This is a genomic window from Planosporangium flavigriseum (genome assembly GCF_011947225.1).
In the GTDB taxonomy this organism is placed as follows: Bacteria; Actinomycetota; Actinomycetes; order Mycobacteriales; family Micromonosporaceae; genus Planosporangium; species Planosporangium flavigriseum.
The window spans coordinates 132,237-158,205 of the sequence record NZ_JAATVW010000006.1 but is presented as its reverse complement, the minus strand read 5'-3'; the positions used below and the strand labels follow the sequence as shown (position 1 = coordinate 158,205).

Here is a 25,969-nt window from a genome sequence, read left to right as displayed (position 1 = left end):
CACCCTCAGCGCGAGTAGAACTCCACCACCATCGTCTCGTCGCAGACTACGGGCACTTCCTCGCGCCTCGGCTCCCGGGCGAGGGTGACGGCGAGCTCCGGCATCCGTACGTCGAGGTAGGGCGGGATCGGGCCGGCGGGCGCGTTCGCCCCCGCCGCCGCGAGCACGAACGGCGGCTTGTCCCGGGCGGCCTCGCGGACCCGGACGGTCTGGCCCGGACGCAGCCGGTACGACGGGATGTCGACCCGCTGCCCGTCCACCTCGAAGTGGCCGTGCGAGACCATCTGGCGCGCCTGGTAGATGGTCCGGGCGAAGCCGGCCCGCAACACCACGGCGTCGAGTCGCCGCTCCAGCAGCTCGATCAGGACCTCACCGGTCCGGCGGGGGCTGCTGAACGCCTCGTCGACGACCCGGCGCAGTTGCCGCTCCCGCACGTCGTACTGGTGGCGCAGGCGCTGCTTCTCCAGCAGGCGGAGCCGGTAGTCGCTCGGGTTGCGCCGCCGGCGTCCGTGTACCCCCGGAGGGTACGGCCGGCGCTCGAAGTACCGGGTGGCTTTCGGGGTGAGCGGGATGCCCATCGCCCGCGAGATTCGCACCTTGGGCCGGGTCGGCATCACCTGGCCCTACCCCCGCGAAGCCGGCCCTACCTCCGCGAAGCCGGGCCTACCCCCGCGAAGCCGGGCCTACCCCCTTTCTCACCCGGATCGGCCCAGGTTACGACCGCGGGGATCGGGGCAGTGGAGCGGCTATGACCGCCACCGAGATCCGAAGCCAGACCTGGCTGCACCGGGAAGGCCGGGAGATCCAAGCGTTCGGCACCGTACGGGAGTTTCCCATCGCGCTGCCCACCGAGACCCGCAGGCGGTCCTGCGAGTGGCTCAATCAGATCCTGGCGGACACCGAGATCCTTTATTCGCTGTACAAGAAGCACCACTGGCTGGTGCGCGGCGTGACGTTCTACCAACTGCACCTCCTGCTGGACAAGCACGCCGACGAACAACGCGAACTGGTCGACTTGCTGGCCGAGCGCGTACAGACGCTGGGCGGGATCGCCGTCGGCGATCCGCGCAAGGCCGCGGAGATCACCCGGATACCGCGGGCGCCCGACGGTGCCGAGGAGGTGCCGGCGATGTTGTCCCGCCTGCTGGAGGCCCACGAGATCATCCTGAAAGAGGCGCACGACATCGCGGCGCGGGCCGCCGAACTCGGCGACGACGGGACCAACGACCTGCTGGTGTCGGGCGTCATCCGGACCGGGGAGCTGCAGGCGTGGTTCCTGGCCGAGCACCTGGTCGACACGCCCCTGGTCCATGTGGACGTCCCCCAGAGCTAGCGGATGGCTGCACAGTGGACTACGAGCAGTTCATCTCCCTCGTCGAGCAGGCCATCGGCACGGACCGGGAACACGCCGAACGCGCCGCGCACGCGACCCTCGCGACCCTGGGCGAGCACCTGGGCCGCGACGAGTGCCGGCAGGTGGTGCCGCAGTTGCCACCGGAGCTCGGCGGCTGGCTCTTCTCGGCGGGCGCCGCGCAGTCGTTCGACGTCATCGAGTTCCTCCGCCGGGTCGCCGAGCGCGAGCTCACGGACCCGGCCACGGCCGAGCGGCACGTCCGGGCGGTCTTCATGGCGCTCGGCCGGGCGCTGACCCCGGACGAGTACGACGACGTGGTCAGCCGGCTGTCCAACGACTACGTGCCGCTGCTGCCCCGGGGTCCGACGGCCGGTGGCGGCGCCTCGCTGGACACGTTCCTGGCCGGCGTCGCCCGGCGGGCCCGGGTCAGCGAGGACATCGCCCGGCGGGCGACCGAGGCCGTCCTGGAGACGCTCGGCGAGCGCATCGGGCCGGGCGAGATCGAGGACCTGCTGACCCACCTGCCCGTCGCGCTGCACCCGCCGCTCAAGCGCGGCGCAGCCCGGTGGGACGACTCGACGAGCCGCATGCCGGTGGAGGAGTTCCTCTTCCGGATCGCCGAGCGCTCCCGGATCCCCACCGACCGCTCCTCGCTGCTGCCGCCGCCCTCGGCGCGCGAGTACGCCAGGGCCGTGTTCAACACGCTGCGCGAGACCGTGCGGACCGAGTTCTTCGACGTCACCGTCCAGTTGCCGAACGAGTACTGGAACCTGGTGGCCCGGCAGGCCTGAGCCCCGCCGCCGGCTGTCGGCGCGCTCGACTTGCCCCCGGTGTTGAAAACGGATATCACTACCGGTTGTGAAGATTGCCTTCGTCGGAAAAGGCGGGAGCGGCAAGACCACTCTGGCCGCCCTGTTCCTTCGCCACCTCACCGGTACCGGCGGCACGACTCCGCCGGTGCTCGGCATCGACGCCGACATCAACCAGCACCTCGCCGCCGCGCTGGGCGCGCCCGAGGGGATTCGGCCACCCGCCCTCGGCGACCACCTGGACGAGATCAAGGAGTACCTGCGGGGCAGCAACCCCCGCATCTCGTCCGCGGCCACGATGGTGAAGACGACACCGCCGGGGCGCGGCTCGCGCCTGCTCCACGTCGACACCCCGAATCCGCTGTACGACCGGCTGGTACGCCCGGTCGGCTGGGTGCGCCTGGCGGTCACCGGCGCGTTCGCGGCCGAAGACCTCGGCGTCGCCTGTTACCACTCCAAGGTCGGGGCGGTGGAACTGGTCCTCAACCATTTGATCGACGGGCCCGGTGAGTACGTGGTCGTCGACATGACCGCCGGAGCGGACTCGTTCGCGTCCGGCCTGTTCACCCGCTTCGACCAGACGTTCCTGGTGTGCGAACCGACCGTTCGCAGCGTCGGGGTCTACCGGCAGTACGTCGGGTACGCGCGCGACTTCGGGGTGCGCGTGTCCGTGGTCGGCAACAAGGTCGACGACGACTCCGACGTCGCGTTCCTGCGCGAGCACGTCGGGGCGGACCTGCTGACCTGGATCGGACGGTCGGCCTACGTCAAGGCCGCCGAGCGCGGCCGGTTCCTGCCGATCAATGAGCTCGAACCCGCCAACGCCGACGCGCTCGCCACGATGCGCGGGGCCGTCGACTCGTGCGCCAAGGACTGGTCCCGCTACACCGCGCAGGCCGCCGAGTTCCACCTGCGCAACGCGAAGGCCTGGGCCAACGACCGGGTCGGCGAGGACCTCGCCGACCAGATCGACCCGGAGTTCGTACTCGGGCCGGCAGCGCTCACCACTGTCAACTGATCGGACGACGCGGCGCGAAACGCTCAGCAAGTTCACAGCGAACGTTTCAGCAATCTCCCAGCCGCCGCCCTCATCATGATGGTCATGGTTGGTAAGCGGCTCGCAGCGGCGGGCGTACTCGTCGTGGCGGTGGCCGCGACCGCCGCCCTCTGGGTGGTGCCGCACGCGCCGCTGCCCGCCGAGCGGTCGCTGGCCGCGCAGCTTCGGACGGTTCAACTGCGGGCGATGCGCCACGCACAGTCCGCAGCCACCACGGCCACCGCCACGCACGTGTTCGCCCCCACAGCGCTGCCGACGGCGCAGTCCGCGCCAGCGCTGGTGGCCGTGGGCGGCGTGCTCTTCATGCTCGTACTGGCCTGCATGGCCGCGCGGCCGCAGCGGCGCGCCGTGCCGGCGACGGCACGGTCGCCGCACCGGGGTCGGGCGCCACCGTCGCCTCGCGGGCACCTTCACTCCGCGCGCACGCGCAACCACTGACATCACGCCCGGCTGGACAGGCCGGGTGGTTCCCCAGCACCAGTTGTCCGTCACGGAGGCGGCCATGTCCAGCACCACCATGCCTAAGACCGGCCAGTACGCCGAGGTCGTCAACCGCCTGCCCGAGCTTCGGGCCATGCTCGAAGAGCAGCGGCGCTTCCGGATCGACCAGCTCGCCCAGCTCACCTCGCAGCAGACGGTCGGCGACAGCCGGGGCGACTCGCTCGACGTGGGCGCCGACATCGCCCGGGTCGAGGTGTCGGCCGCCGTCGAGGCCGGCGCGCGGCAGGCCCTCGACGACATCGACGCTGCGCTCGACCGCATAGGCGCCGGCCGGTACGGCAGCTGCGCCCGGTGCGACGCGCCGATCCCACTCGAGCGGCTGCTCGCGATTCCACAGGCGCCGCTGTGCATGAAGTGTCAGCAGCGGGCCGAGTACCGGAGATAGCGCCGACAGCTACGCCAAGGGCCGCCGGGGTGCGCGCACCCCGGCGGCCCGTCAGCAGGTGGGCGCGGTGAGCCGGTAACCGCCGCGCGGATCCCAGCCGGCCCGCCAGCCGGCCGTGAGCGCCTCCTGCAGCACCCCGCCGACCGCGTGCTGCCAGGCGGTGGCGGTGGCCGGGTCGTCCCGGCGGAGCGTGGAGATGTCGGCCGGCACCGCGACCAGCGCGGCGGGCGCGGCGGTCCAGGCCGGGTCGAGCACCGGCAGCCCGTCGCCGCCGGCAACGACCGCCCATACCGGCTCGGCGTCGCCGCCGGCGGGCACCGCGTCGCCGCCGGCGGGCTCGCTGGTGAGGTGCCAGGCGACGAGCAGCCGGTCGTACGGCAGCGGGGTGGGGCTGCACGCGTCGCGAAGGCCCTCGTAGCCGGGCAGGAACGCCTCGACGGTCGCGCCGAGCTGGCGCAGATTGAGGTTGGCGTTGACCGCGGCCATCGCGTCGAACGTCCAGCGGATCTCGGTGACACCCCGCTCGAGCGCCCAGGCCCGCTGGGCGAGCTTCAACGCGACCGACACGCCGCGGCCCCGCGAGGTGGGCAGCACCGCCATCGGCCCGGACTGCACCAACGGCCGCCCGTCGACGGTCCACCCCGGCAACGCGAGGACGACGCCGACGGGCGCCTCGCCGCTCCAGGCCACCAGTACCGGCGCTCCGGCGGCGAGCAGGTTGCGCAGCAGGCTCGGCGGGTAGAAGTGGTGTCCCGCGCCCGGCGCGAAGACCGCGTCGAGGACGCTGACGGCGGCGGCGACGTCGACGTGGGTGTCGATCAGGCGGATGTCGACGCCGGCACGGACGGCGGCCGCTGCCGCCGGGTCGGCCGGCTCCGGTGCGGGTGTCGGCTCGGTCAGCACCCCGGCCGGGTTGGCCAGCGGGTCGGGGGCGAACACCTGCCGGGTCGCGGCCTCCACCAGCTCGGTGACGGCCGCCACGGTGTCCACCGGGTCGTCGGTGAGCACCTGCGCGCCCTCGGCGGGCAGCAGTTCGGCGATGACCTCGCCGATGACGGCCTCGGGAACGTCGGCGGGCAGGACGTCGGCGACGACCTCGGCGAGCGGGCCGGCGACGGGGTCGGTGACGGACTCGGACACGGCGGCCTGCCTTTGACGTGCGATGGGACGATGTTGCGACGCCGATGTCCGGAGGCCGGGAGGTCGGAAAGTCGGGCGTCGGACGATCCACTGTCCCGGTACCGAACACCGGGACAGTAACCGTGCGGTGACAATCCGATGAACACACCCCGACCAGGCGCGCACTGGAGGGCAGGTGTCAACCCTGCTGCCGACCTTGGGGTCTGCCGCCCCTCGCTAGATGGGCGTCGACGACCAGGCCGGGTCCCGGCCGAAGGCGGCGAGCAGTTGATCCTGCTCCCCCACCGGCTCGGGCAGGGCCACCGCCGGGCCGATCATACCCGCGTGCCGGTACATCTCGGCGTATCCACCGAACCACTCGCCGCAGATCCGCACCAACTCGGGGTCCAGGCGGCGGTCGGCCCCGATCGCCGCGGCGAGGTCCCAGGAGTGGATGAGATGGTCGGCGAGCAACTGGCGGACGTACTCCTCGGCCGGTGTCGAGCCGCTCGACAGGTGGACGATGCGGTCGAGCGCGCCGGGCTCGGTGACCGCCTCTTCGGCCCGCTTGGCCGCCTCGATGACGGTGCCGACCGGGTCGGCGCCGAGCAGGTCGCCGGCGAAGCGGTCCCCCACCTGGGCGATCGTGGCGCCGGCCAGCAGTTCGACGGTCCACCGGTCCTGACTGACGACGTGGTTGACGAGCGCGCGGACATCCCAACCCGGGCACGGGGTGGCGTCCGGCCACTGCTCGGGCTGCACATCGTGCACCCGGTCGATGAACTCGGCGAGGCTCTGTCGGTAGACATCGACAAGGTCCATACCGAACCCCCTGGGCAACTATGGGTCGCCTCGGCGACTGCAGCCAAGGCTGTAACAGGGCGGAGCGTCGGGCGCCCTGAACTACAGCGCCAACTCATCGTCGATCACGGCCCGCATCTGCGGCGGTGGCTCCTTGCGCTCGCCTTCGGGCGGCAGCCTGCCGGTGCCCTGGGGCGCCAACCGGAAGACGCATCTGACTTTACGCGCATGCAACGACGGCGTCTCTCCGTTCGTCACCCCGTCAATTGCACAGGTGCGCAGCCATCTATGACTCCTTCGCTCCCGATGCGGTCACCCATCCATAAATGCGGATGTCAATCTCCCGGCGCATGGACTTGACCCGAGGCCACGGCGACGATGCCAGCCATGGACAACCTCCCATCCCCCCAGGTGCGGCGCGCAACCCCGACACGACGGGCGTTCCTGGCCGCGTCCGCCGGGACCGCGGCGGCAGTGGCGACACCGCTTGTCGGCGAACCGGCCTCGGCCACCGCCCGCACCACCCCCGACCGCACCACATCGGGTCCCGGCCCCGGACGACCGACCACCCCGCAGCCGCCCGACCGGGAACTGCGGGCCCTGCTACGCGAGCTCGATCAGCATCGCATCGAGGCAGGAGTCCGCCGGCTCGTCGCGTTCGGCACCAGGCACACACTGTCCAGTCAGGACGACCCGAGGCGGGGTATCGGCGCCGCGCGCGACTGGATCCACGCGCAGTTGCGCGGGTACGCGGCCGCGTCCGGCGGCCGGATGACGGTGGAGCTACAGTCGTTCATCCAGCAACCGGCACCCAGGATTCCGGCGCCGACCCGGATCACCAACGTGATCGCGACCCTGCGCGGCGACACCGCACCGAACCGGGTCTACGTCGTGTCCGGCCACTACGACTCACGGGTCACCGACGTCACGGACGCCACCAGCGACGCGCCCGGCGCGGACGACGACGCGTCCGGGGTGGCCGCGGTCCTGGAGTTGGCGCGGGTGATGGCGACCCGCCGCACCGGGGCGACCATCATGTTCGTCGCGGTGGCCGGCGAGGAGCAGGGGCTGTACGGGTCGGCCCACCTGGCGCGGCAACTCAAGACGGCCGGCGTGGACGTGCAGGGCATGTTCAGCCTCGACATCGTGGGAACTCCGGACGCGCACGACGGCAGCCCGCCCGATCCCCGCACCATCCGGCTCTTCGTCGAGGGTGTGCCGACCTCGGAGACCGCCGCCCAGACCGCGATCCGGCAGTCGGTCGGCGGGGAGAACGACGGCCCGTCCCGCCAGTTGGCCCGCTTCGTGCAGGACGTGGCGTGCAACGACCAGACCGGGATGACCGTACGCGTGATCTGGCGGCGCGACCGGTACCTGCGCGGCAGCGACCACATCCCGTTCCTGCAGCAGGGCTACCCGGCCGGCCGCTTCACCGAACCGCGGGAGAACTTCGCCCACGAACACCAGAACACCCGGGTGGAGAACGGCGTCCAGTACGGCGACCTGCCGGAGTTCTGCGACTTCGGGTACATCACCCGGGTGGCGAAGGTGACCGCCGCGACGCTGTGGTCCCTCGCCCAGGGCCCGGGCACCCCCCACGGCGTCACGATCGACACGTCCGGACTCACCAACGACACCACGCTGCGCTGGCAGCGCGGGCCAGAGCCCGACCTGGCCGGGTACGAGGTGCTGTGGCGGGAAACCACGGCGCCGGTCTGGACCCACGTCGTCGGAGTCGGCGATGTCACGTCCGCGACGCTCGACCTGTCCAAGGACAACGTGCTGTTCGGCGTACGGGCCGTCGACCGGGTCGGGCACCGCAGCCCGGTGGGGGCGCCGCAACCCTCCAACTGAGCTGGATCACGCGGGGCGGCTGGCCGTGAGGTGTACCGACCGATGTCTATACGGCTATAGATCGGGAGCGTTCGGATGAGACTGAAGCGCTTGCCCACGTCCGCCGCCGCAGTACTGGCCCTCGCCCTCGCCCCGGCCTCCGCGGCAGGGGCGGCGCCTGCCGACGGACCCGCGCCCGGCGCGCCGGGCGCGGCCGCCACCTGGACCCCGGCGAACAAGGTCGGCTTCGGCACGGCGTACGGCGCGCGCGCCAGCAAGGTCTGGTTCACCCTGTCGGGCGCCGGCGGCCTGAGCGAGGTCTACTACCCCGACCTCAACACACCCAGCGCCCGGCGCCTCGAGTTCGTCGTCGTCGAGCCGGACGGCCGGGCGGTGAAGGTCGCCGACGCCGCCGACCACGCCACCACGGTCGACGACACCCGCGGCCTGACCTACCGGCAGACCGACACCGACCGCGCCGGGCACTGGCGGCTGACCACCACGTACGTCACCGACCCGGCGCGGGCCACCGTCGCGGCCAGCGTGGACTTCACGTCGACCGACCGCAAGGCCCGCCAGCTGTACGTCCTCCACGACCCGGCGCTGTCGAACGACGGCTCCGACGACACCGGCGCGACATCGGGCCGGGCGCTGGTCGCCAGCGACGCGAAGACGGCGAGCGCGCTGGTCGCCGCCCCGGACTTCGTGGCCACCTCCAGCGGGTACCTCGGGTCGAGCGACGGCTGGACCGACCTCGTCGCCGACGGCCGCCTGGACGCGACGTACGACCGGGCGAGCACCCCGGGCAACGTCGTGCAGACCGGAAAGACCGCCCTCACCGGCCTGCCCGGCCGGCGCCACCTCGACCTGGCGCTCGGCTTCGGACCCGACACCGGCTCGGCACTGCGGGCGGGTACGGAGTCGCTGCGCGCCGGGTTCGCCCGCGTCGCCGCGGCGTACGCGCGAGGCTGGCAGCGGTACGCCCGGTCCCTGCGCGACGCGCCCGGCAGCCTGCGTACCCGCGAGGAGCGCCAGGTCTACCGGGTGTCCACGATGGTCCTGGCCGCCAGCGAGGACAAGACGCACCCCGGCGCCTTCATCGCCTCCCCGTCGATGCCGTGGGTGTGGGGCCAGCAGACCGTCTCCGACTCCTACCACCTGGTGTGGTCGCGCGACCTGTACGAGATCGCGACCGGGCTGATCGCCGCCGGTGACCGGGCCGGCACCAACCGGGCCCTGGACTACCTGTTCACCGTGCAGCAGAAGCCCGACGGGTCGTTCCCGCAGAACACCACGGTCGACGGCCGGCCGGTCTGGGGCAGCCTCCAGCTCGACGAGGTCGCGTACCCGATCGTGCTGGCCGACCAGCTGGGCCGCACCGACCCGGCGACCTGGACCCACGTGAAGGCCGCGGCCGACTTCCTGGTCGGCTTCGCTGGCGACGGGCACGCCGCGCCGTGGACGCCGCAGGAGCGGTGGGAGAACCAGAGTGGCTACTCGCCCGCGACGATCGCGAGCGAGATCGCCGGGCTGGTCTGCGCGGCGCGGATCGCGCACGCCAACGGCGACGCCGCCGCCGAGCAGCGGTACCTGCAGACCGCCGACTCCTGGCAGCGCCAGGTCGAGGCGTGGACGGTCACCAGCACCGGGCCGTACTCGCCGAAGCCGTACTACCTGCGCCTGACCAAGGACGGCAACCCGAACGCCGGCACCACGTACTCCATCGGCGACAGTGGCCCGTCCGCCGTCGACCAGCGCGCCGTCGTCGACCCGAGCTTCCTGGAGCTGGTCCGGCTGGGCGTGAAGCCGGCGGCCGACGCTACCGTCCGCAACAGCCTCGCCGTCGTCGACCGGCAGATCTCGTTCGACACACCGCGCGGCCGGTTCTGGCACCGCTTCTCGTTCGACGGGTACGGCGAGACCCTCACCGGCGAGCCGTGGAACTACAACTTCCCGCCCGACTCGCGGGCCACCCGCGGCCGGGGCTGGCCGATCTTCAACGGCGAGCGGGGCGAGTACGCCATCGCCGCCGGCGACCTGGCCGGCGCGCGGACCCAGCTCGCCACGATGGCGCGTACCGCCAGCACCGGCGCCATGCTGCCCGAGCAGGTCTGGGACGACAACCCGCCCTCGGGCGCCCCGGGCTTCACCCCGGGCACCGGCACGATGTCGGCGACCCCGCTGATCTGGACCCACGCCCAGTACGTGCGCCTCGCGCAGGACCTCGACGCGGGACGGGTGACCGAACAGCCCCGGGCGGTGGCGTGTCGGTACGTTCAGCGGTGCTAACGCCGAGCCAGGGGTGAGCGCGACCGCACCGCGCTCCCGTCACCGCCTGGACTGACCGACCGCCTCGACGACCCCGTCGAGGTCGACCTCGGGGACCTCGAAGATGGGGCAGACGGCGCTGACCGTGGCGTACCCCTCGGCCAGCAGGGCGGCGTCGGTGCCCGGCTCGTGGAGGGACGGCTCGTCGACGACGGTCGTGCGTACGTAGCCGCCATCGACCTCGATCTGGGTCTGCACCATACCGAACGAGGCCAGCTTGGCGCGCCGCAGTCCGCGTACCTCGTCGGCGGAGACGTCGGGCGCGTTGAGGTTGAGCACGACCGGCGAGTCCGCCCGGCAGAGCACGGGGATCAGGTCGGCGACGAACCGCGCCGGCGACTCCCAGTGCGGGGGCCCGGCCGGGGACAGGCCCACGTCCAGCGAGACCGCGAGGGCCGACCTCCCGTTGGCGGCGGCGGTGAGCGCGGCGCCGACCGTACCGGAGTGCAGGATCGCGTGCCCGGTGTTGGCGCCCCGGTTGATGCCGGACAGGACGAGGTCCGGCGCGTCTCCGAACGCGCCGCGGGTCGCGATGAGCGTGATCAGTGCCGGCGGCGCCGCGACGGCGTACGCCTCGACGCCGGGCAGGTCCGGGAGCTTGCGCTCCGCCACGTACACCCGCCCGTCCTCTTCGTGCGCCGTGATCGACGCCGAACTGCCGGACGCCTCCGCGCACGGCGCGGCGACGACCACGGTCAGCCCGGCGTCGTGGGCGGCGGCGGCCAGCCGCACGATGCCGGGCGAGTCGATGCCGTCGTCATTGGTAACCAGTACCCGTGTCATGTGGGCCGGATCCGTTCCGCAAGTTGTTCGGGGCTTGTCTGCACGTGGGACCCTTCCCAGGTCCCGGTCGACGCGCCGGACGCACGCAGGGGCTGCAGGCGGACCCGCTCGCGCAGCGCCATGATCGCGTCGCGCTGCCCGCTACCCAGCCCGCGCCGGGTCACGTTCACCGCACCGGCGGCCGCGCCGGTGCGGATCGCATCGTGGATGCTCTCGTCCCGGGCGAGGCTGGCCGTAAGGTCCGGCTCGTCGGCGCGCATCTCAATCGTCACGGTCAGCCGCGGCGCCGGGTCGAAGATCACCACAGAACCCGTCACGCCGAGTGTTGTTCCCGCCGCTCTGGTCACCTAAACGGCATCGTCGGCACCGATGCCTGCAAAACGACCGCGGTCACAGGACGTACCCGTGCCCCCGATCGGCCAGCGCGTTGTATCTGCGGGTACTCCGGTTGTGGTCGAGCCGACGGGCGCACTCCGCCGCCTCGCCACGGGGGCGGTTCGTCATGCGGGGGCGGCTCGTCATGCGGGGACGGTTCGTCATGCGGGGACGGTGGTCCTCCACCGCCGAGCGCGGCGCGGGGACGGCGGCCGATCGCAGCGCGGGAAGGGCGGCGCGTCCCGCCCGGGCCCGATGGCGCGCCGGTCGCCGGAGCTTCGCCGTCGACAGCCCGGCGGCCGTCGCGACGCTACCGCCGACAACCAGGACAACGAGCACCACGAGTAACCAGTGACGACCCACGGCCCCTCCTCATTGCATCCATGCACTTAGACACAACGATGGGGGCGGCGATTTGTAACCGCCCCGGTCGCCAGAAGAGGCAGCCCGATCCCGCGTAGACGGTGCAAAAAGGGGCCAGAGTGGATAAATAGCTCCCCCACCCAGCGAACCGCCCCATACGGAGAGGGGAGTACTTCATTACACTCCGTATATATCTTTCATCATCTGAGACGAAGATCGTGAAGAGAGTCACGATCTTCCCAAGATCTTTGTCCACAGACACCGGTCGTGCTTACGGTCGGCTGCGTCCGCGACCGCGGGCACCACGGTCGGTAACGCCGAGTCCTGCCGCCGGCCGCTGGAACGTCGTCAACCAGGCAGGAGCGGGGGACCCACCGTTTCCCGGTACGCACCCGAATCGTTGCGTACCTCGGGGTGAAGCCGCGCAGCGCGGCCGGGCTCCTCGGCCCGAACCCGACAGCTCACCTCGTAGGCGTGGAGGTTTTCATGGCAAAGAACCGATACCACGCACGCCACCTGCAGCCGTCGACCGCTCGGCGAGTCACTGGCCGCCTCGCGCTCGGGGCCGTCGCCGCCGGCGCGGCCGGCGCGGCGACCCTGCTGGGTCCGGCACAGGCCGCCAACGCCGCCTCGAACGTGAACTGGGACGCCGTCGCCCAGTGCGAGTCCGGCGGCAACTGGCACATCAACACCGGCAACGGCTTCTACGGCGGGCTGCAGTTCAAGCAGAGCACCTGGGCCGGCCACGGCGGCAAGCAGTACGCCGAGCGCGCCGACCTGGCGACCCGGGAGCAGCAGATCGCGATCGCTGAGCAGGTCCGGCAGAGCCAGGGCATGGGCGCCTGGCCGGTGTGCGGCTCGCGGGGCGGCTCCTCGCAGAGCTACACCCCGAAGAAGACCACCAACCGGAGCCAGTCGAGCAGCCAGTCGCAGAGCAACTCGACGCAGAGCAGCTCCACGCCGGCCCAGCCGGCCGCGCCCGCCACTCCGGCCGCACCGGCGCAGGCCACCGGCCGCACCTATGTGGTCCAGGCCGGCGAGAGCCTGTCGTCGATCGCCCAGAGCCAGGGCATCGCGGGTGGATGGCAGGCGGTTTACGAGCTCAACCGCCAGGTCGTGGGTGGCAACCCGGACCTGATCCTGCCGGGTCAGCAGCTCGCCCTCTGATATCTGCGGCGACTTTCCCTTGTACGTGAGGAGGGCGCCTCTCTTACGGTCTATTCCGTGAGAGAGGCGCCCTCCTCACGTCCTGCCCACCCGCCCGCGCCGTGCGTGGTCGACCCGTCGTACTGACGCCGGAGCAGATCAGTCACCTGCTGCTCCAGGATCGGCTGCGCCGCTCTCCGCTCCGCCTCGAGCGCCGTCGCCAGCGCACTGCACGGATAGTCCCGGCTGCCACAGCGGCAGCCGAGCCGAGCCGCCCGCCCCAACCACCAGAATCGGGGCCGATGCGTGGCCTTGATACGCGCGATGTCGCTGTCTTCCATCACCGCCACCCCTTTGGCTACCTGCGCGGCGCTTGGACTTTCCGAAGAAACAACGTGCGGCCGCGCCCCCGGATGTAGCGTGACGTTTACAGAGCGCAACTTGAATGTCTCAACGGTCTTCAATCGTCTTCAACACACGTGTGGACGGACGCCAATGACCAAGACTGGCGCACAGTTACGGGTAGCCCGGAACGCGGCGGGGGTGAGCCTTCGGGCGATGGCCGCCCGGACGAACTTCAGCAAGGGGCACCTGTCCAACATCGAGGCTGGTCGCCGGACGGTGACCCCGGACGTGGTGTTGGCGTACGAGCGCGCGCTTGGGGATGCGGTGGATCGCAGGGGACTACTGACCGGCATGGCCGCGACCGTTGTCGCGTCGACGTCCGTGACCGAACTGATCAAAAAGGGGTTCACGGCTGCGCTGCGCGGTGGCGGCTCGGTCGACTACTGGCAGAATCGGGTCGAGGACTACGGCCAGCAGTACATGACGTGCGGCGCCGACATGCTCCAGCAGCAACTCGCCGCGGACCTGGTCGTGCTGCAGCAGCATCTGGACGCGCCGGAACTGTGGGAGTGCGCCGCGCGCCTGCTGACCACGTTCGGCAAGACCACCGGCGACACCGACGAGGCAGTGTCCTGGTACCGGCTGGCGGCGCTGGCGGCCGACCGATCGGAGATGGTCGGCGTCCGGGCGTGGGTACGAGGCCGGGCGGCGCTGGCACTGGCGTACGAGGGCGCCCGCCTGGCGACCGCCACGGAACTGGCGGACCAGGCGCTCGCGATCGACGACAAGCCATCGGTGGGCAGGCTGACGGCGCTCGTCGCCCGGGCGCAGGCCGCGGCCGTGCACGGCGACCGGACGAACGCGCTGCGCCTGCTCGACGACGCCAGACGCGTGTTCGACGTCGCCGGCTCGCACGACCGCATCTCCGACTTCACCGTCCCTGAATGGCGCTTCCACACGTTCGCGTCGATGCTGCTGAGCCGCCTTGGTGACCCGACCGCCGTCGCGGAGCAGGACGCGGCCGACCGGACCCGCCCACCCGAGCTCATCCGGTTCGCGACCCACATCGAACTCCACCGCGGACTGATGCTGGCCAAGGCGGGCGACCTCAACGTCGGCAAGGCGTACGCGCGGGCCGCGCTCAACCGGTTGCCCATCGACAAGCGCTCACAGAGCCTGCGGTTGATGCTCGCCGAGGTCGATCAGGTGGCCACGTAGGCTGGGCGGATGGCCCGAAAGTACGCGACGAACACGACCGTCGACCGCGCCCGCCTCACCGAGTTTCTCGCCTCCCGCCACCGCGGCGTGCTCATCACGCAGCGCCGCGACGGTCGCCCCCAGTCCTCCCCGGTGACCTGCGGCGTCGACGCCGAAGGCCGGATCGTCATCTCCACCTACCCGCAGCGGGCGAAGGTCGCCAACCTCCGCCAGGACCCGCGGGTGTCGATGTGTGTGATGTCCGAGGACTTCGACGGGCCCTGGGTACACGTCGACGGCACCGCCGAAGTCCTCGACCTGCCCGACGCGCTCGAACCGCTCGTCGACTACTACCGGTCGATCGCGGGCGAGCACCCGGACTGGGACGAGTACCGGGAAGCAATGGCCGAGCAGGGCAAGTGCCTGATCCGGGTGACGGTCGACAGTTGGGGCCCGGTCGCGACGGGTGGGTTCCCGCCCGAGTCTTCATGATCACCGAGAGTTGGCGGCGTCATAGGCCCGCAAACTCTTGATGATCACGGGACTGGACGGCGTAGCCCGGGTAGTGGACCGGCATGGCGATGCGTGCCCTGGTGGTCGACCCTGACGCCCCGTCGTCGCTGCGCCTCGGCGAGGCTGACGAGCCCGTCCCCGGCCCGGGGCAGGTCCTGATCGAGGTTCACCACACGTCGCTGAACTGGGGCGAGCTCAACCGGGCCCGCAGTGGTGACGCGCCGCCCGGCACCGTCCTCGGCTGGGACGCCGCCGGCGTGGTCACGCAGGCCGCCGCCGACGGCACCGGGCCGGCGGCGGGCAGCCGCGTGGTGACCCGCGGCCCGGACGGCGGGTGGGCGCAGCGGCGTGTCGCCGACGTGTCCGAGCTCGCCACCGTGCCCGACGGCGTCGACCTGGCCGAGGCGGCCGCGCTGCCGGTCGCCGGCGTGACCGCGCTGCGGGCGCTGCGCGCCGCCGGTCCGATCCTGGGCCGGCGGGTCCTCGTCACGAGCGCGGCCGGCGGGGTCGGCCGGTTCGCCGTCCAGCTCGCCTCGCTCGGCGGCGCCTACGTGATCGCGTCGGTCGGCTCGTCCGACCGCGGTATCGGCCTGCTGGAACTGGGTGCCGACGACGTGATCGTCGGCCTGGCCGGGCTCGAGGACCCGGTGGACGTGGTCATCGAGAACGTTGGCGGCGAGCACCTCGTCGACGCGTTCAAGATGCTCGCGCCCGGCGGCAACCTGCAGAGCGTCGGCTGGACCTCCGGTGAGCCCGCCATTTTCACCCCGTACTCGACGGTCGGACCGGCGAAGACGCTGCAGTCGTTCACGCTGGGCCCGGACATCGGCGAGGACCTGGCCACGCTGCTCGACTGGATCGCCGACGGCCTGCTGAAGGTCGAGGTCGGCTGGCGCGGCCCGTGGGACCGGGCCGGCGACGCGGCGGAGGCGCTGCGCGGCCGCCAGGTGAGCGGGAAGGCCGTCCTCGACGTGACCGGAGACGGTTGACGCTCCCCATGCCGGGTAGGCAGCACGGTCGCAAGCCGCCGCGCGGCGACGGGTCCGGGGAGGCAATCATGACGACGACGGTCCGATGTGAGACGACCACCCTCGCCGACGAGGAGATGCAGCGGCTGCGGGAGCTCGCCGCGCAGCTGCGGGTGGACTCGGTCCGCGCCAGCACGGCCGCCGGCTCCGGGCACCCGTCGTCGAGCCTGTCCGCCGCCGACCTGATGGCGGTGCTGATGGCCCGGCACCTGCGCTACGACTGGGACAACCCCGACAGCCCGCTGAACGACCATCTGATCTTCTCGAAGGGGCACGCGTCGCCGCTGCTGTACTCGATGTTCAAAGCGGCCGGCGTCATCTCCGACGAGGAGCTGATGAACGGGTACCGGCGATTCGGCAACTGGCTGCAGGGCCACCCGACTCCCGCGCTGCCCTGGGTCGACGTGGCGACCGGCTCCCTGGGCCAGGGCCTGCCCATCGCGGTCGGCGTGGCCCTCGCAGCCCAGTGCCTCGACCAGTTGCCGCTGCACCTCTGGGTGCTGTGCGGCGACAGCGAGATGGCCGAGGGCTCGATGTGGGAGGCGATCGACAAGGCCGGCTACTACCGGCTGCGCAACCTGACCGCGATCGTGGACGTGAACCGGCTGGGCCAGCGCGGGCCGACCGAGCTGGAGTGGGACATGGACGCGTACCGGCGGCGGTTCGAGGCGTTCGACTGGCACGCCGTCGTCATCGACGGCCACGACCTGCACGCCATCGACGAGGCGTACCGGCAGGTCCGGGGCATCGACCGGCCGACGGCGATCCTCGCGCGCACCATCAAGGGCAAGGGCCTGCCACAGGTCGAGAACGAGGCGAGCTGGCACGGCAAGGCGCTGCCGCCGGACCTCGCCGAGAAGGCCGTCGCCGAGCTCGGCGGCGTCCGCAACCTCCGGGTGCGGGGGCCGCTGCCCGAGCCCGGTACGCCCGCCGGCGCGGCAACCGCGGGCGGCCAGGTGACGCTGCCGACCTACAAGAAGGGCGACAAGGTCGCCACGCGGAAGGCGTTCGGCGACGCGCTGGTCGCGCTCGGCGCCCGTACCGATGTGGTCGTGCTGGACGCCGAGGTCGGCAACTCCACGCACACCTTGGACTTCGCGGAAAAGTACCCGGACCGGTTCTTCCAGATGTTCATCGCCGAGCAGCAGATGGTGGCCGCGGCGGTCGGGCTGCAGGTGCGCGGGTACCGGCCGTGGGCGGCGACGTTCGCGGCGTTCTTCACCCGCGCCCACGACTTCATCCGGATGGCAGCGGTCTCGCAGGCCGACATCTACCTGGCCGGCTCGCACGTCGGGGTGGAGATCGGCCCGGACGGTCCGTCCCAGATGGGCCTGGAGGACATCTCGATGATGCGCGCCATCCTCGGCTCGACGGTGCTCTACCCCAGTGACGCCGTGTCCTGCGCCGCGCTCGTGACGCAGATGGTCGACCGGGAAGGCGTCAACTACATCCGTACCACCCGGGGCTCCTACCCGGTGCTGTACGACAACGGCGAGAGCTTCCCGGTCGGCGGCAGCAAGCAGGTGCGCGGCAGCGACAGCGACGACGTCGCGCTGCTCGGCGCCGGGGTCACCCTGCACAACTGCCTCGCCGCCGCCGACCTGCTGGCCGATGCCGGCATCCGGGCCCGGGTGCTCGACCTGTACTCGGTGAAGCCGATCGACCGCGAGGCGGTCCGGGAGGCGGCGCGCGCCACCGGCGGCCGGGTGATCGTGGTCGAGGACCACTACCCGGAAGGGGGTCTGGGCGAGGCGGTCCTGTCGGCCCTGTCCGAGCAGGCGGTGCCGGTCACCCACCTCGCCGTACGTACGCTGCCCGCGTCCGGCAACCCGGACGAACTGCTGAAGGCCGCCGGCATCGACGCGATCGCGATCGCCGAGACGGCCCGCAGTGTCGCCGGCCGCTGAGGGCCGTTACATCGGCTCGTACGGGTCGGTGCGCTCCTCGACCCGACGGTAGCCGGCGGGGCCCTCGGAGACGACCGTACGGCGCCGGCTGCTCCAGATGTAGGTGGTGATGATCAGACCGAGCAGACCGGCGGCCATCATGATCCAGCCGACCAGGTCGAGGTTGACGGCGCCGAGCTGAACATTCAGGGCAAACGTCAGGATCGCGCCGATAACAATCAGCAGGATGCTTCCACCGATACCCATGGCAGTACTCTCCTTCGAGAGGGAATATCCAACGGTCGATGCATCCATACCCGCGAGCGGCAAAACCCAATCAGGTCTGCGGCTCGGCCGCGTCGGTCACGTGAGCAGGTCACGCTCGACGTGCATCGAGACCACCCAGTTCGGGGCATCGACGACCTCGGAGATCTTCAGGTCGGCGGCGACGCTGGCGAACAGGTAGGCGTCCAGCGGGGCCAGGCCGGTGCGCAGCACGATCTCGTCCACCAGCCCGCGTGCCGCGTCCCGGGTGGCCTGCATGAGATCCGGGCCGATCGCGGTGACGGCGATTGCCCGCCCCGCCCGGGCGGTGCGCGGGTCGGTCTCGACGATCGGGAACGCCAGTGCTCGGCCGCGGATGACGTCCACGCGGAACCGCACGACCGAACTTGTCTCGATGCCGGTGCCGCAGATCTCGCCGTCTCCCTGGGCGGCGTGGGTGTCGCCAAGGGACAGCAGGGCGTCGGGCACGCCGACAGGCAGCAGCAGCCGCGCGCCGGCTGTCACGTGGCGGATGTCCATGTTGCCGCCGAATCGGGTGGGCACGACGACCGACGCGGGCTCAGCAGCCGGCGGCGCGACGCCGATGGTGCCGATCATCGGGACGCTGGGGAGGACGAGCCCAGGCAGCAGCTCGACTGACCCGGCCGAGATCGATGAGATGCGCAGGTGAGCGTCTGGGAAGTCGTCGGCGAGCAGGCCGAAACCGGGGATGTTCGCCGTCCACCCCCAGCTGTCCACGTCGATGTCGAGGATGTCCACGACGAGTACGTCGCCGGGCTCCACCCCGTCGACCGCCAGCGGCCCGGTCACCGGGTTGACGTTGCTGAAGTCCAGCGTCGCCACGTCCGCGACGGTGGAGTCCTTGGCCAGCTGGCCCCCGGAGGAGTTCGCGACCTCGACCGTCACCTCGTCGCCCGGGACGACGCGCGCGGCGGGCGGGATGGCGCGATCCCACACGGTGTGAGTGGTCGACCGGGTCAGGCGCACTGTGACGCAACCTCCGTGCCTCGGACAGGTCAGCTGGTGGTGTGCAATCTCGTACCTTCCGGTGGCAATGTCAACTCCACCCGCGCCGGCGCCGCGGCGGCTACGGTGCGATGACCCGGCGGTCGTCGGGCAGCCGCCGGGTGGCGCCCCGCCGGTCCAGTAGCTCCAGCAGCGGCACCGCCACCCGCCGGGTCGTGCCGAGCGCCTGCCGGGCGTCGCTGAGCGTGAACGGCTGCGGCACGCCGGCCAGGACGGCCACCGCCTCCTCGACCGCGCCGGGCAGCAGGACGACGCCGTCGGCGACGCGCAGCAGGGCTCCGGCGCGTACCGCCGCCGCCAGTTCGCGTGGCCCCAGGCCCAGCTCGGCGAGGCGGGCCGCCTCCGGGGCGTGGAACGGCTGGCCGGCCAGGTCGAGCCGGACCCGGTCGACGGCCCGGGCCACCCGCTCCGGCAGCGCGTCCCCCTGCCCCGCCACGCCGATCCGGCCGTCGCGGGCCACCAGCGGCGGGGCGACGAGCGCGTCGACGAGGACCCGGTCGGGCAGGTCGAGGGCGTGCCGCAGCGCCTCTACCGGCGCGCCGACCTCCAGGGGATGTGCGCAGACGTAGCGGGTCACCTCCGCGTTGAGCCGCTGGCGCAGCGCCGACCAGTGGTCGGGGTCGGCGAGCCAGTCACCGGCGACCGGCGCCGCCGTCACCCGTACACCCATCCGCTCCAGCGAAGAGCGCCGCACCAGGGCCCGGCGGCGCAGCTCGCCCGCCTCCGACGGGCTGCCGTCCATCGTGGACAGCTCGCGGGCGCGGAGCGCGGCGGCTCCCCGGCGGCGCAGCGGCGGCGGCGACACGTCGAGGACGGTCACCCCGCCGGCGACGTGGTGGCGGCCCGGGTCACGCAGCAGCGCCCGGTCACCGATGCGCAGGGGCAGCGCGGTGGCCAACCGCAGGCGGGCGCTGTCCTCCCCCAACGGCCGTACCCGTACCGCGGCGGCGGCCGAGCCGACGTGCAGGGTCAGGGTGGCCGGCAGGTCGGCGACCGGGTCGCCGGCCAGCCGGACGTCGATGACGTCGGTGAGCTGGAAGCGCCCCGGCGTGACGAGGGCGTCCCCCCGCCCCACCTCGTCGCGCTCCACGCCGCGGAGGTTCACCGCGACCCGCGCCACGGCGGCCACGTCCGCCGCGGCGGCGCCCAACGACTGCAGGCCGCGGACCCGTACCCGGCGACCGCTGGCCAACTCCAACTCGTCGCCGGAGCGCAACCGTCCCGCGCCGAGCGTGCCGGTCACGACCGTGCCGGCGCCTTTGATGGTGAAGGACCGGTCGACCCACAGCCGTACGGGCGCGTCGAGGTCGGGCTCGGGCAGCCGCGCGACGAGCCGGCCCAGCGCGGCGCGCAGGTCGTCGAGGCCCGCGCCGGTGACAGCGCTGACCGCGACGGTCTCGACCTGACCGAGAGACGTCGCCGCGATGCGTTCCTGCGCGTCGGCGGCGGCGAGGGACGGGTCGAGCAGGTCGCTGCGGGTGATGACGAGCAGGCCGTGGCGTACCCCGAGGGCGTCGAGCGCGGCGAGGTGCTCGGCGGACTGCGGCATCCACCCCTCATCGGCGGCGACCACGACGAGCGCCGCCGGGACCGGCCCGACGCCGGCCAGCATGTTCGGCACGAACCGCTCGTGGCCGGGCACGTCGACGAACGCGACCACGTCACCGGAGTCCAGCGCGGTCCAGGCGAAGCCGAGGTCGATGGTCATGCCGCGGCGGCGCTCCTCGGCCCACCGGTCGGGCTCCATCCCGGTCAGCGCGCGTACCAGCGTGGACTTGCCGTGGTCGACGTGTCCGGCGGTGGCTATGACGTGCATGCCGCTTTCCTGACCGCCGCGGCCACGGCGTCGTCGAGGTCTGGTGGCACGCACCGCAGGTCGAGCAGCAGCCGGCCACGCTCGACCCGGCCGAGCACCGGCGGCTCACCGGTGCGCAGCGGCAGCGCGAGCCGCTCCGGCAGCGACACCGCCCACGACTCGAGTTCCAGTCCGGGCGCTCCACCGCCGCCGACGACCGCCGCCGTACGGGTGACCTCTGCGTCGACGTCGTCCAGCGCGTCGGCCAGCCGCTCCGCGCGTACCCGCAATTGAGCTGGCGCCGCACGCAGCGCCACCCAGGTCGGCGGCTCAGGCCCGCGCAGCGTCGCTTCGAGGGCGGCGAGGGTGAGCTTGTCCACGCGCAGCGCCCGGGCGAGGGGGTGGCGGCGCAGCCGCTCCACCAGGTCGGCGTCGCCCAGCAGCAGGCCGGCCTGCGGGCCGCCGAGGAGCTTGTCGCCGCTGGCCGTCACCAGCGCCGCGCCGGCATTCAGGGTCGTCGCGGCGTCGGGCTCGTCGGGCAGCAGCGGGTCGGGGGCGAGCAGGCCGGAGCCGATGTCGGCGACGACGGGGACCCCGAGGGTCGCCAGGTCGGCTACGTCCACGGCGGAGGTGAACCCCGAGACGACGAAGTTGGACGGGTGCACCTTGAGGATGAAGCCGGTGTCCGGCCCGACCGCCGCCGCATAGTCGGCGAGGGCGGTCCGGTTGGTCGTGCCGACCTCCCGCAGTCGCGCCCCGGTTGATTCGAGCAGGGCGGGCAGGCGGAACCCATCGCCGATCTCCACCAGCTCACCGCGGCTGACGATGATCTCGCGGCCGGCTGCCAGGGCCGTCGCGGCGAGCACCAGCGCGGCGGCGCCGTTGTTGACGACGTGCACGCCAGCGGCGGCGGGGACGGCGACGCGCAGCGCGTCGAGGGCGCCGCGACCGCGGCGGGCCCGCCGGCCGGTGGTGAGGTCCAGTTCGACGTCGGTGTGGCCGGCGGCTTTGACGACCGCGGCGATCGCCACGGGTGACAGTGGAGCGCGGCCCAGGTTGGTGTGCAGGACCACGCCGGTGGCGTTGACGACGCCGCGCAGGCTCGACGGCCCCTGCGGCAGGGCGGCGGCCGCGGCGTTGGCGACCTCCTCAGGCGCGATCTCGCCGCGCCGGGCCCGCTCCTGCGCGGCGTTCACCACCGCCTTGACTGCAGGCCGGCCCAGCATCGCCGTGGCGGCGGCGAGGCGCGGGTCGGCGAGGACGGCATCGGTACGCGGAACGCGCCTCCGTGTATCCCCCGGCGGCGGCTGAGACTGGGATGCCGTTGACACAACCAGACACTACAACTGTCGGGACGCCCGTCGGCGGTCGGCGGCTGCGGGCAGCACACCTCTACCGGGGAGCAACCAGCACTCCGCGTCCCTGACGCACCGCCCGGTACCGGCCGAGGCGCGCCCGGACGCCGACCTCGTCCGGCTGTCCATCGGTCTGGAGGACGTCAACGACCTGACAGCCGACCTGGCGCAGGCTCTGAGTTGCCGGTTTTCACCATGAGGCGGGCGGTTTCGGCCGAGAATGGGCCGCGTGGACATTCCCGACCTGACCGGCTTCCGAGTCCACCGGGTGGTCGACGCCGCGGAGTTCGAAGGCGTGGCGGTGCCCGGCCTGTCGGCCCGGTTCCTGCGCCGGGCCTGCGCCGGCCGAGTGGAGTCGGTGGGTTGCTACCGCTACCGGGGCCAGGATTTGTTGCTGGCCTGGGGCTTCGTGGACGAGGACCACTGCCGCTGGCACAGCGTGCGCGTCGACGGCGGGTGGCAGGAGCCCCGGCCCGGCTGCCCGGATGTCCGGGTGGTCCGGGACGGGGAACGGGTCGTGGCCTTCGCCGTCGGCGACGGTCGTGGCGGCTGGCTCGGTGATCCCCTATCCACCGAGCCAGCCAGCCTGCCCGCTCAGTCCCCGGCCGGGCGTAGCGCGCCGGCGCCCTCCGGCTGACGGCCGCCTTCCGGTTGACGGCCCAGGCGGCGTACCGCCCAGAGCGAGAAGGCCGTCAGCGCCAGCGCCGCCGGCAGCAGGATCAGGTGCAGTAGCGGATTGGCGATCGGAACGAAGGCGATGACCGCAACCGGTAGCTGAACCAGGGTGACGAGAGCCAGCAGCAGCCCGCGGCGGCGCTCGCCCCACAACAGGGCCGTCGCCACGGGGGCGGCGACGACAGCGAACGTCAGCCCGTCGAGTACGGCGTGCAGGTACGCGTTGTGCACGGCGTTATGCGCGAACGCCGACGCTGGTGAGGCGATGAGCAGGAGTGCCGAGGCCAGGGCGAGAATCGGTCCGACGCGCCGCATGGAAACCTCCAACGTAACGAAGAAATTACCTTCTGTCGATGACAGTACGGGCGGCGCTCAGCCGCCGGAAGGCAACGGCGCGTGAATGAATCCGCCGACGCCGGCCGGAGTTACGTCAAGCCGCGCGTACCAGAGTCGCAGGTGGACCACTAATACACCTGACTCAATTGCCGAATGCCGGGCCGTGCGGCGATCGCGCTACCGCGTCCTCATTCAAGGAGGGAGAAATGGGCAGATGCCCACGGAAGAAGGAATAGACAAGACGCCTCTTGTGCTGATCGGCAAATACCGGCGATCCGCCGTGGTTGCCGTCATGTCGGTGCTGGCCACGGTGCTACTCATGGCCGGCGGCCAGAGCGGGTACGCGAGCAGCGGCCCGGTCGACCCGGGAACGACACCGGGGTGGCACAGCGACCGGGGCGGTGAGCCCGACGATGGACTCGGTAGCGCGCTGCCGAGCAGCCCTGCTCTCACCGATGTGGTCGCCGCCGCCGGCGGCGCTCTGCACAGCCTGGCCCTGCGCTCCGACGGCACCGCCCGTGCCTGGGGGCTCAACTCGCAAGGTCAGCTGGGTGACGGCACCACCACCGACAAGAACACGCCGGTACGGGTCATCGAACCTGAAGAGACCGGTACCGACAACTGATCTTTGAGACCGGACCGCCCGGGGCCGGCGGCCAACCCGTCGGTCCCGGGCATTCAGTGTGCGCGCTCGGCGTCGGTCCAGGGGTGAGATCGATACGGAGGGTTTGGCCACGGACCCACCGGGCACGGTCTTCATCGAGGACATCGTGGGGAGCCAACCGTGAGTACCGAAGAACGCCCCGACAAAGTTCCCTCGAGCGCCGAGGGCGGCATGAACGTCACCCCCGGCGATCAGACGAAGCGCAAGGTGTACAAGGAGGAGCCCGGCCAGGCGACCGCGGGTGCCGGTCACCCGGGCACCGGTACCGGCGGACCGGTCGTCAGCGGCATCAGCGAAGCCAGCCGGGGCGCCGCCACCGGGATACCCGAGCCGCCCGAGGACGAGCAGTAGGGTCGAGCCAGCTCTTTACAAATCCGGCGACCTTGTCAACCATGTGGGCCATGGTCAAAGTCGCCGCAGTACAACTCGAAGCCGTCCTGGCCGATGTGGACGCCAACCTGGCCGCATGTGAGCGCCTCGCGACCCAGGCGGGCGAAGCCGGCGCGAAAATCATCGCGCTGCCCGAGTTCTTCACCACCGGCATCGGCTTCGACGAGCGCCTCGCCTACACCGCGCTGCCGATCGACGGCCCGGCGACCAAGCTGCTGACCTCCCTCGCCGCGCGGTTCGAGGCCATGGTCGGCGGCTCGTTCATGTGCGCGGACACCGACGGGCACGTCCGCAACAAGTACGTGCTCGCCGGACCGGACGGCGTGATCGGTGTCCACGACAAGGACCTGCCGACGATGTGGGAGAACGCGTTCTACGTCGGCGGCCACGACGACGGTGTGATCGACGCCGGTACGCACACGATCGGCGCGGCGGTGTGCTGGGAGCTCATGCGCACGCAGACCGTACGCCGCCTGCGCGAGCGGGTCGACCTGGTGATGGCCGGGTCGGGCTGGTGGTCGGTCCCGCCGTGGATGCCGGGGTACCGCCGGTGGGAGCGCGACAACGAGGCCACCGCCCGGACCGCCGCGGCGACGTTCGCGCGCTTCGTCGGCGCGCCGGTGATCCACGCCGCCCACGCCGGCACCCTGGAGTGCGCGATGCCGTGGATGCCGATGCGCTACCGGGGTCACTTCGAAGGCTCGGCGCTCATCACGGACGCCGACGGCACGGTGCTCGCGGAGCGCAGCCGCCATGACGGCGAGGGAATCGTGCTCGCCGACATCACCCTGGGCCGTCAGCAGCCCTCACTCACTCCCCCGCCCACGTTCTGGCTGCACCGCCGCGGCCCGGTCGCGGCGTTCGCCTGGAACTTCCAGCGACTGCACGGGCGCCGCTGGTACCGCAACAACGTCCGGGCCAGCTAGCCGCCCTGACTGCGCGGACCGAGCAGGGCCATCGACGCCTGCACCGCGACCTCGGTGACGTCGCCGATGCGTCCGCCGTCCTCGACGGTGGCGGCGATCAACTCGCGCAGCCCGCCGAGCAGCATGATCGTGAGCTGCCGGGACACCGGGCCGGCGCCGGCGGAGCGCCACTCGTCGGTGTCGCACAGTGTCTCGATCATGACGATGAAGTCCTCCATCGTGTCGCGCTGCAGCCGGCGTGCCCCCGCGCCGAGCGCGGGCACGTCACGGATCCAGCTCAGCGTGATCGCGGGCGCGGATTCGGCGGACGCGATCCAGGCTTCGATCGCCTGTCGTACCTGGCTCGCCCAGGGGACGCTCGGGTCGACCGCGGCGGAGATCTGGCGGATCATCTCGGTGTTCGCGCCGGTGAGCAGCGCGACGAAGCAGGCCTCCTTGTCGGAGAAGTGCTCGTAGAAGGTCCGCCGCGAGGTCCGCGCACGGCGCACGATGTCGGCGACCGTGGTGTTGCGGTAGCCCACCTCCGCGATCGACTCGGCGAGGCCGTCGAGCAGGCGCCGGCAGAAGGGTCCCCCGTCGTCGGACACGCTCGCCGCCCTCTCCGCGAGGCGCTGGAGTCGTGCGGTCGTCACCGTGGTCACGGTATACCCCCCGTCCCAGTGAAGCCCTTGAATGCAACGGTACGCCAGCGTAC

30 protein-coding genes, 1 pseudogene and 1 riboswitch are annotated in these 25,969 nt (G+C 72.0%); of the genes and pseudogenes, 17 read left to right on the top strand and 14 right to left on the bottom strand.

Annotated features, from left to right (window positions below):
- Positions 1-5: 5 nt before the first annotated feature.
- Positions 6-617 carry a 30S ribosomal protein S4 gene (gene rpsD / locus HC028_RS11530; protein ID WP_239075224.1) on the bottom strand — a complete coding sequence of 204 codons (612 nt, stop codon included), beginning with the start codon at positions 615-617 and terminating at the stop codon, positions 6-8.
- A 131-nt stretch (positions 618-748) separates the two neighbouring features.
- On the opposite strand from rpsD, the gene HC028_RS11525 reads away from it, so the two are divergent.
- The 5 genes from HC028_RS11525 (at position 749) to HC028_RS11505 (ending at position 4,106) form a co-directional block, all read left to right on the top strand.
- Positions 749-1,333 (top strand): Dps family protein, encoded by a 585-nt coding sequence (locus HC028_RS11525; RefSeq protein ID WP_168076303.1) that lies wholly within the window; start codon positions 749-751, stop codon positions 1,331-1,333.
- A gap of 14 nt (positions 1,334-1,347) precedes the next feature.
- Positions 1,348-2,145 carry a DUF2267 domain-containing protein gene (locus tag HC028_RS28455; protein WP_168076294.1) on the top strand — a complete coding sequence of 266 codons (798 nt, stop codon included), beginning with the start codon at positions 1,348-1,350 and terminating at the stop codon, positions 2,143-2,145.
- 67 nt (positions 2,146-2,212) lie between these two features.
- Positions 2,213-3,181 (top strand): ATP-binding protein, encoded by a 969-nt coding sequence (locus HC028_RS11515; protein WP_168076292.1) that lies wholly within the window; start codon positions 2,213-2,215, stop codon positions 3,179-3,181.
- An 84-nt stretch (positions 3,182-3,265) separates the two neighbouring features.
- A complete protein-coding gene (locus tag HC028_RS11510) occupies positions 3,266-3,658 on the top strand; it encodes a hypothetical protein (protein WP_168076290.1) in 393 nt (130 codons plus the stop codon).
- Between the two features lie 64 nt (positions 3,659-3,722).
- The gene (locus HC028_RS11505; RefSeq protein ID WP_168076288.1) at positions 3,723-4,106 is read left to right on the top strand and encodes a TraR/DksA family transcriptional regulator; all 384 of its coding nucleotides are present in this window, start codon (positions 3,723-3,725) and stop codon (positions 4,104-4,106) included.
- 51 nt (positions 4,107-4,157) lie between these two features.
- Here HC028_RS11505 and HC028_RS11500 read toward each other — a convergent pair whose 3' ends face one another.
- The 3 genes from HC028_RS11500 to HC028_RS11490 form a co-directional block, all read right to left on the bottom strand.
- Positions 4,158-5,246, bottom strand: coding sequence for a hypothetical protein (locus HC028_RS11500; RefSeq protein WP_168076286.1), 1,089 nt, complete (start codon positions 5,244-5,246; stop codon positions 4,158-4,160).
- 216 nt (positions 5,247-5,462) lie between these two features.
- Positions 5,463-6,047, bottom strand: coding sequence for a TIGR03086 family metal-binding protein (locus HC028_RS11495; protein ID WP_168076284.1), 585 nt, complete (start codon positions 6,045-6,047; stop codon positions 5,463-5,465).
- 81 nt (positions 6,048-6,128) lie between these two features.
- Positions 6,129-6,284 (bottom strand): hypothetical protein, encoded by a 156-nt coding sequence (locus tag HC028_RS11490; RefSeq protein WP_168076282.1) that lies wholly within the window; start codon positions 6,282-6,284, stop codon positions 6,129-6,131.
- Between the two features lie 129 nt (positions 6,285-6,413).
- Between HC028_RS11490 and HC028_RS11485 the strand changes: the two genes are divergently transcribed.
- Complete coding sequence (locus HC028_RS11485) at positions 6,414-7,880, top strand: M28 family metallopeptidase (RefSeq protein ID WP_168076280.1); 1,467 nt, start codon at positions 6,414-6,416, stop codon at positions 7,878-7,880.
- 75 nt (positions 7,881-7,955) lie between these two features.
- The gene (locus HC028_RS11480) at positions 7,956-10,148 is read left to right on the top strand and encodes a glycoside hydrolase family 15 protein (protein ID WP_168076278.1); all 2,193 of its coding nucleotides are present in this window, start codon (positions 7,956-7,958) and stop codon (positions 10,146-10,148) included.
- Positions 10,149-10,187: 39 nt separating this feature from the next.
- On the opposite strand, the gene surE is transcribed toward HC028_RS11480, so the two are convergent.
- From surE to HC028_RS11465, 3 genes are all read right to left on the bottom strand, one after another.
- Entirely contained in the window at positions 10,188-10,970 is a 783-nt protein-coding gene (gene surE, locus HC028_RS11475) for a 5'/3'-nucleotidase SurE (protein ID WP_168076276.1), read from the bottom strand.
- Positions 10,967-11,287, bottom strand: coding sequence for a hypothetical protein (locus HC028_RS27040; RefSeq protein ID WP_203981111.1), 321 nt, complete (start codon positions 11,285-11,287; stop codon positions 10,967-10,969). The genes surE and HC028_RS27040 overlap by 4 nt, the downstream gene beginning before the upstream one ends.
- Before the next feature lie 73 nt (positions 11,288-11,360).
- Entirely contained in the window at positions 11,361-11,708 is a 348-nt protein-coding gene (locus tag HC028_RS11465) for a hypothetical protein (RefSeq protein ID WP_168075982.1), read from the bottom strand.
- A gap of 305 nt (positions 11,709-12,013) precedes the next feature.
- Positions 12,014-12,198: riboswitch (cyclic di-AMP (ydaO/yuaA leader) on the top strand.
- On the opposite strand from HC028_RS11465, the gene HC028_RS11460 reads away from it, so the two are divergent.
- On the top strand, positions 12,195-12,875 hold the full coding sequence (locus tag HC028_RS11460; protein WP_168076274.1) for a LysM peptidoglycan-binding domain-containing protein: 681 nt from the start codon (positions 12,195-12,197) through the stop codon (positions 12,873-12,875). (Overlaps the previous riboswitch by 4 nt.)
- A 50-nt stretch (positions 12,876-12,925) precedes the next feature.
- On the opposite strand, the gene HC028_RS11455 is transcribed toward HC028_RS11460, so the two are convergent.
- Positions 12,926-13,195: a hypothetical protein gene (locus tag HC028_RS11455; protein ID WP_168076272.1), complete on the bottom strand. Its 270-nt coding sequence runs from the start codon at positions 13,193-13,195 to the stop codon at positions 12,926-12,928.
- A 154-nt stretch (positions 13,196-13,349) separates the two neighbouring features.
- Between HC028_RS11455 and HC028_RS11450 the strand changes: the two genes are divergently transcribed.
- From HC028_RS11450 to HC028_RS11435, 4 genes are all read left to right on the top strand, one after another.
- Positions 13,350-14,417, top strand: a complete 1,068-nt coding sequence (locus HC028_RS11450; RefSeq protein WP_168076271.1) for a helix-turn-helix domain-containing protein — start codon at positions 13,350-13,352, stop codon at positions 14,415-14,417.
- A 9-nt stretch (positions 14,418-14,426) separates the two neighbouring features.
- Positions 14,427-14,888 carry a PPOX class F420-dependent oxidoreductase gene (locus tag HC028_RS11445; RefSeq protein WP_168076269.1) on the top strand — a complete coding sequence of 154 codons (462 nt, stop codon included), beginning with the start codon at positions 14,427-14,429 and terminating at the stop codon, positions 14,886-14,888.
- An 83-nt stretch (positions 14,889-14,971) separates the two neighbouring features.
- Positions 14,972-15,898, top strand: coding sequence for a zinc-binding dehydrogenase (locus tag HC028_RS11440; RefSeq protein ID WP_239075223.1), 927 nt, complete (start codon positions 14,972-14,974; stop codon positions 15,896-15,898).
- Positions 15,899-15,966: 68 nt separating this feature from the next.
- Positions 15,967-17,844, top strand: coding sequence for a transketolase (locus HC028_RS11435; protein ID WP_168076267.1), 1,878 nt, complete (start codon positions 15,967-15,969; stop codon positions 17,842-17,844).
- Positions 17,845-17,850: 6 nt separating this feature from the next.
- Here the strand turns inward: HC028_RS11435 and HC028_RS11430 are convergent, their stop codons facing one another.
- From HC028_RS11430 to selA, 4 genes are all read right to left on the bottom strand, one after another.
- Positions 17,851-18,090 (bottom strand): DUF6458 family protein, encoded by a 240-nt coding sequence (locus tag HC028_RS11430; RefSeq protein WP_168076265.1) that lies wholly within the window; start codon positions 18,088-18,090, stop codon positions 17,851-17,853.
- A gap of 96 nt (positions 18,091-18,186) precedes the next feature.
- The gene (locus HC028_RS11425; RefSeq protein ID WP_168076263.1) at positions 18,187-19,095 is read right to left on the bottom strand and encodes an acetamidase/formamidase family protein; all 909 of its coding nucleotides are present in this window, start codon (positions 19,093-19,095) and stop codon (positions 18,187-18,189) included.
- 100 nt (positions 19,096-19,195) lie between these two features.
- Positions 19,196-20,950 carry a selenocysteine-specific translation elongation factor gene (gene selB / locus HC028_RS11420; RefSeq protein WP_168076261.1) on the bottom strand — a complete coding sequence of 585 codons (1,755 nt, stop codon included), beginning with the start codon at positions 20,948-20,950 and terminating at the stop codon, positions 19,196-19,198.
- Positions 20,938-22,260: an L-seryl-tRNA(Sec) selenium transferase gene (gene selA / locus HC028_RS11415; RefSeq protein ID WP_203981110.1), complete on the bottom strand. Its 1,323-nt coding sequence runs from the start codon at positions 22,258-22,260 to the stop codon at positions 20,938-20,940. The genes selB and selA overlap by 13 nt, the downstream gene beginning before the upstream one ends.
- Before the next feature lie 88 nt (positions 22,261-22,348).
- On the opposite strand from selA, the pseudogene HC028_RS11410 reads away from it, so the two are divergent.
- Positions 22,349-22,483 (top strand): annotated as a pseudogene (locus HC028_RS11410) (PLP-dependent transferase); the annotation flags it as partial.
- A 30-nt stretch (positions 22,484-22,513) separates the two neighbouring features.
- The gene (locus HC028_RS11405) at positions 22,514-22,921 is read left to right on the top strand and encodes a hypothetical protein (RefSeq protein ID WP_168076259.1); all 408 of its coding nucleotides are present in this window, start codon (positions 22,514-22,516) and stop codon (positions 22,919-22,921) included.
- Here the strand turns inward: HC028_RS11405 and HC028_RS11400 are convergent.
- A complete protein-coding gene (locus HC028_RS11400) occupies positions 22,879-23,274 on the bottom strand; it encodes a hypothetical protein (protein WP_203981109.1) in 396 nt (131 codons plus the stop codon). The two genes, HC028_RS11405 and HC028_RS11400, sit on opposite strands and share 43 nt — an antisense overlap.
- A 235-nt stretch (positions 23,275-23,509) precedes the next feature.
- Between HC028_RS11400 and HC028_RS11395 the strand changes: the two genes are divergently transcribed.
- The 3 genes from HC028_RS11395 (at position 23,510) to HC028_RS11385 (ending at position 25,275) form a co-directional block, all read left to right on the top strand.
- Positions 23,510-23,920, top strand: a complete 411-nt coding sequence (locus HC028_RS11395; RefSeq protein ID WP_239075222.1) for an RCC1 domain-containing protein — start codon at positions 23,510-23,512, stop codon at positions 23,918-23,920.
- A gap of 159 nt (positions 23,921-24,079) precedes the next feature.
- Positions 24,080-24,310, top strand: coding sequence for a hypothetical protein (locus HC028_RS11390; protein WP_168076255.1), 231 nt, complete (start codon positions 24,080-24,082; stop codon positions 24,308-24,310).
- A 50-nt stretch (positions 24,311-24,360) separates the two neighbouring features.
- Positions 24,361-25,275, top strand: coding sequence for a carbon-nitrogen hydrolase family protein (locus HC028_RS11385; protein WP_168076253.1), 915 nt, complete (start codon positions 24,361-24,363; stop codon positions 25,273-25,275).
- On the opposite strand, the gene HC028_RS11380 is transcribed toward HC028_RS11385, so the two are convergent.
- Complete coding sequence (locus HC028_RS11380; RefSeq protein ID WP_239075221.1) at positions 25,272-25,907, bottom strand: TetR/AcrR family transcriptional regulator; 636 nt, start codon at positions 25,905-25,907, stop codon at positions 25,272-25,274. The two genes, HC028_RS11385 and HC028_RS11380, sit on opposite strands and share 4 nt — an antisense overlap.
- Between the last annotated feature and the right edge of the window lie 62 nt (positions 25,908-25,969).

Coding starts and splice junctions, on each gene's coding strand:
- HC028_RS11525 (WP_168076303.1), top strand. CDS start 749: ATGACCGCCACCGAGATCCGAAGCCAGACCTGGCTGCACCGGGAAGGC.
- HC028_RS11510 (WP_168076290.1), top strand. CDS start 3,266: ATGGTTGGTAAGCGGCTCGCAGCGGCGGGCGTACTCGTCGTGGCGGTG.
- HC028_RS11505 (WP_168076288.1), top strand. CDS start 3,723: ATGTCCAGCACCACCATGCCTAAGACCGGCCAGTACGCCGAGGTCGTC.
- HC028_RS11495 (WP_168076284.1), bottom strand. CDS start 6,047: ATGGACCTTGTCGATGTCTACCGACAGAGCCTCGCCGAGTTCATCGAC.
- HC028_RS11485 (WP_168076280.1), top strand. CDS start 6,414: ATGGACAACCTCCCATCCCCCCAGGTGCGGCGCGCAACCCCGACACGA.
- HC028_RS11480 (WP_168076278.1), top strand. CDS start 7,956: ATGAGACTGAAGCGCTTGCCCACGTCCGCCGCCGCAGTACTGGCCCTC.
- surE (WP_168076276.1), bottom strand. CDS start 10,970: ATGACACGGGTACTGGTTACCAATGACGACGGCATCGACTCGCCCGGC.
- HC028_RS11460 (WP_168076274.1), top strand. CDS start 12,195: ATGGCAAAGAACCGATACCACGCACGCCACCTGCAGCCGTCGACCGCT.
- HC028_RS11455 (WP_168076272.1), bottom strand. CDS start 13,195: ATGGAAGACAGCGACATCGCGCGTATCAAGGCCACGCATCGGCCCCGA.
- HC028_RS11450 (WP_168076271.1), top strand. CDS start 13,350: ATGACCAAGACTGGCGCACAGTTACGGGTAGCCCGGAACGCGGCGGGG.
- HC028_RS11445 (WP_168076269.1), top strand. CDS start 14,427: ATGGCCCGAAAGTACGCGACGAACACGACCGTCGACCGCGCCCGCCTC.
- HC028_RS11440 (WP_239075223.1), top strand. CDS start 14,972: ATGGCGATGCGTGCCCTGGTGGTCGACCCTGACGCCCCGTCGTCGCTG.
- HC028_RS11435 (WP_168076267.1), top strand. CDS start 15,967: ATGACGACGACGGTCCGATGTGAGACGACCACCCTCGCCGACGAGGAG.
- HC028_RS11430 (WP_168076265.1), bottom strand. CDS start 18,090: ATGGGTATCGGTGGAAGCATCCTGCTGATTGTTATCGGCGCGATCCTG.
- selB (WP_168076261.1), bottom strand. CDS start 20,950: ATGCACGTCATAGCCACCGCCGGACACGTCGACCACGGCAAGTCCACG.
- HC028_RS11400 (WP_203981109.1), bottom strand. CDS start 23,274: ATGCGGCGCGTCGGACCGATTCTCGCCCTGGCCTCGGCACTCCTGCTC.
- HC028_RS11395 (WP_239075222.1), top strand. CDS start 23,510: ATGCCCACGGAAGAAGGAATAGACAAGACGCCTCTTGTGCTGATCGGC.
- HC028_RS11385 (WP_168076253.1), top strand. CDS start 24,361: ATGGTCAAAGTCGCCGCAGTACAACTCGAAGCCGTCCTGGCCGATGTG.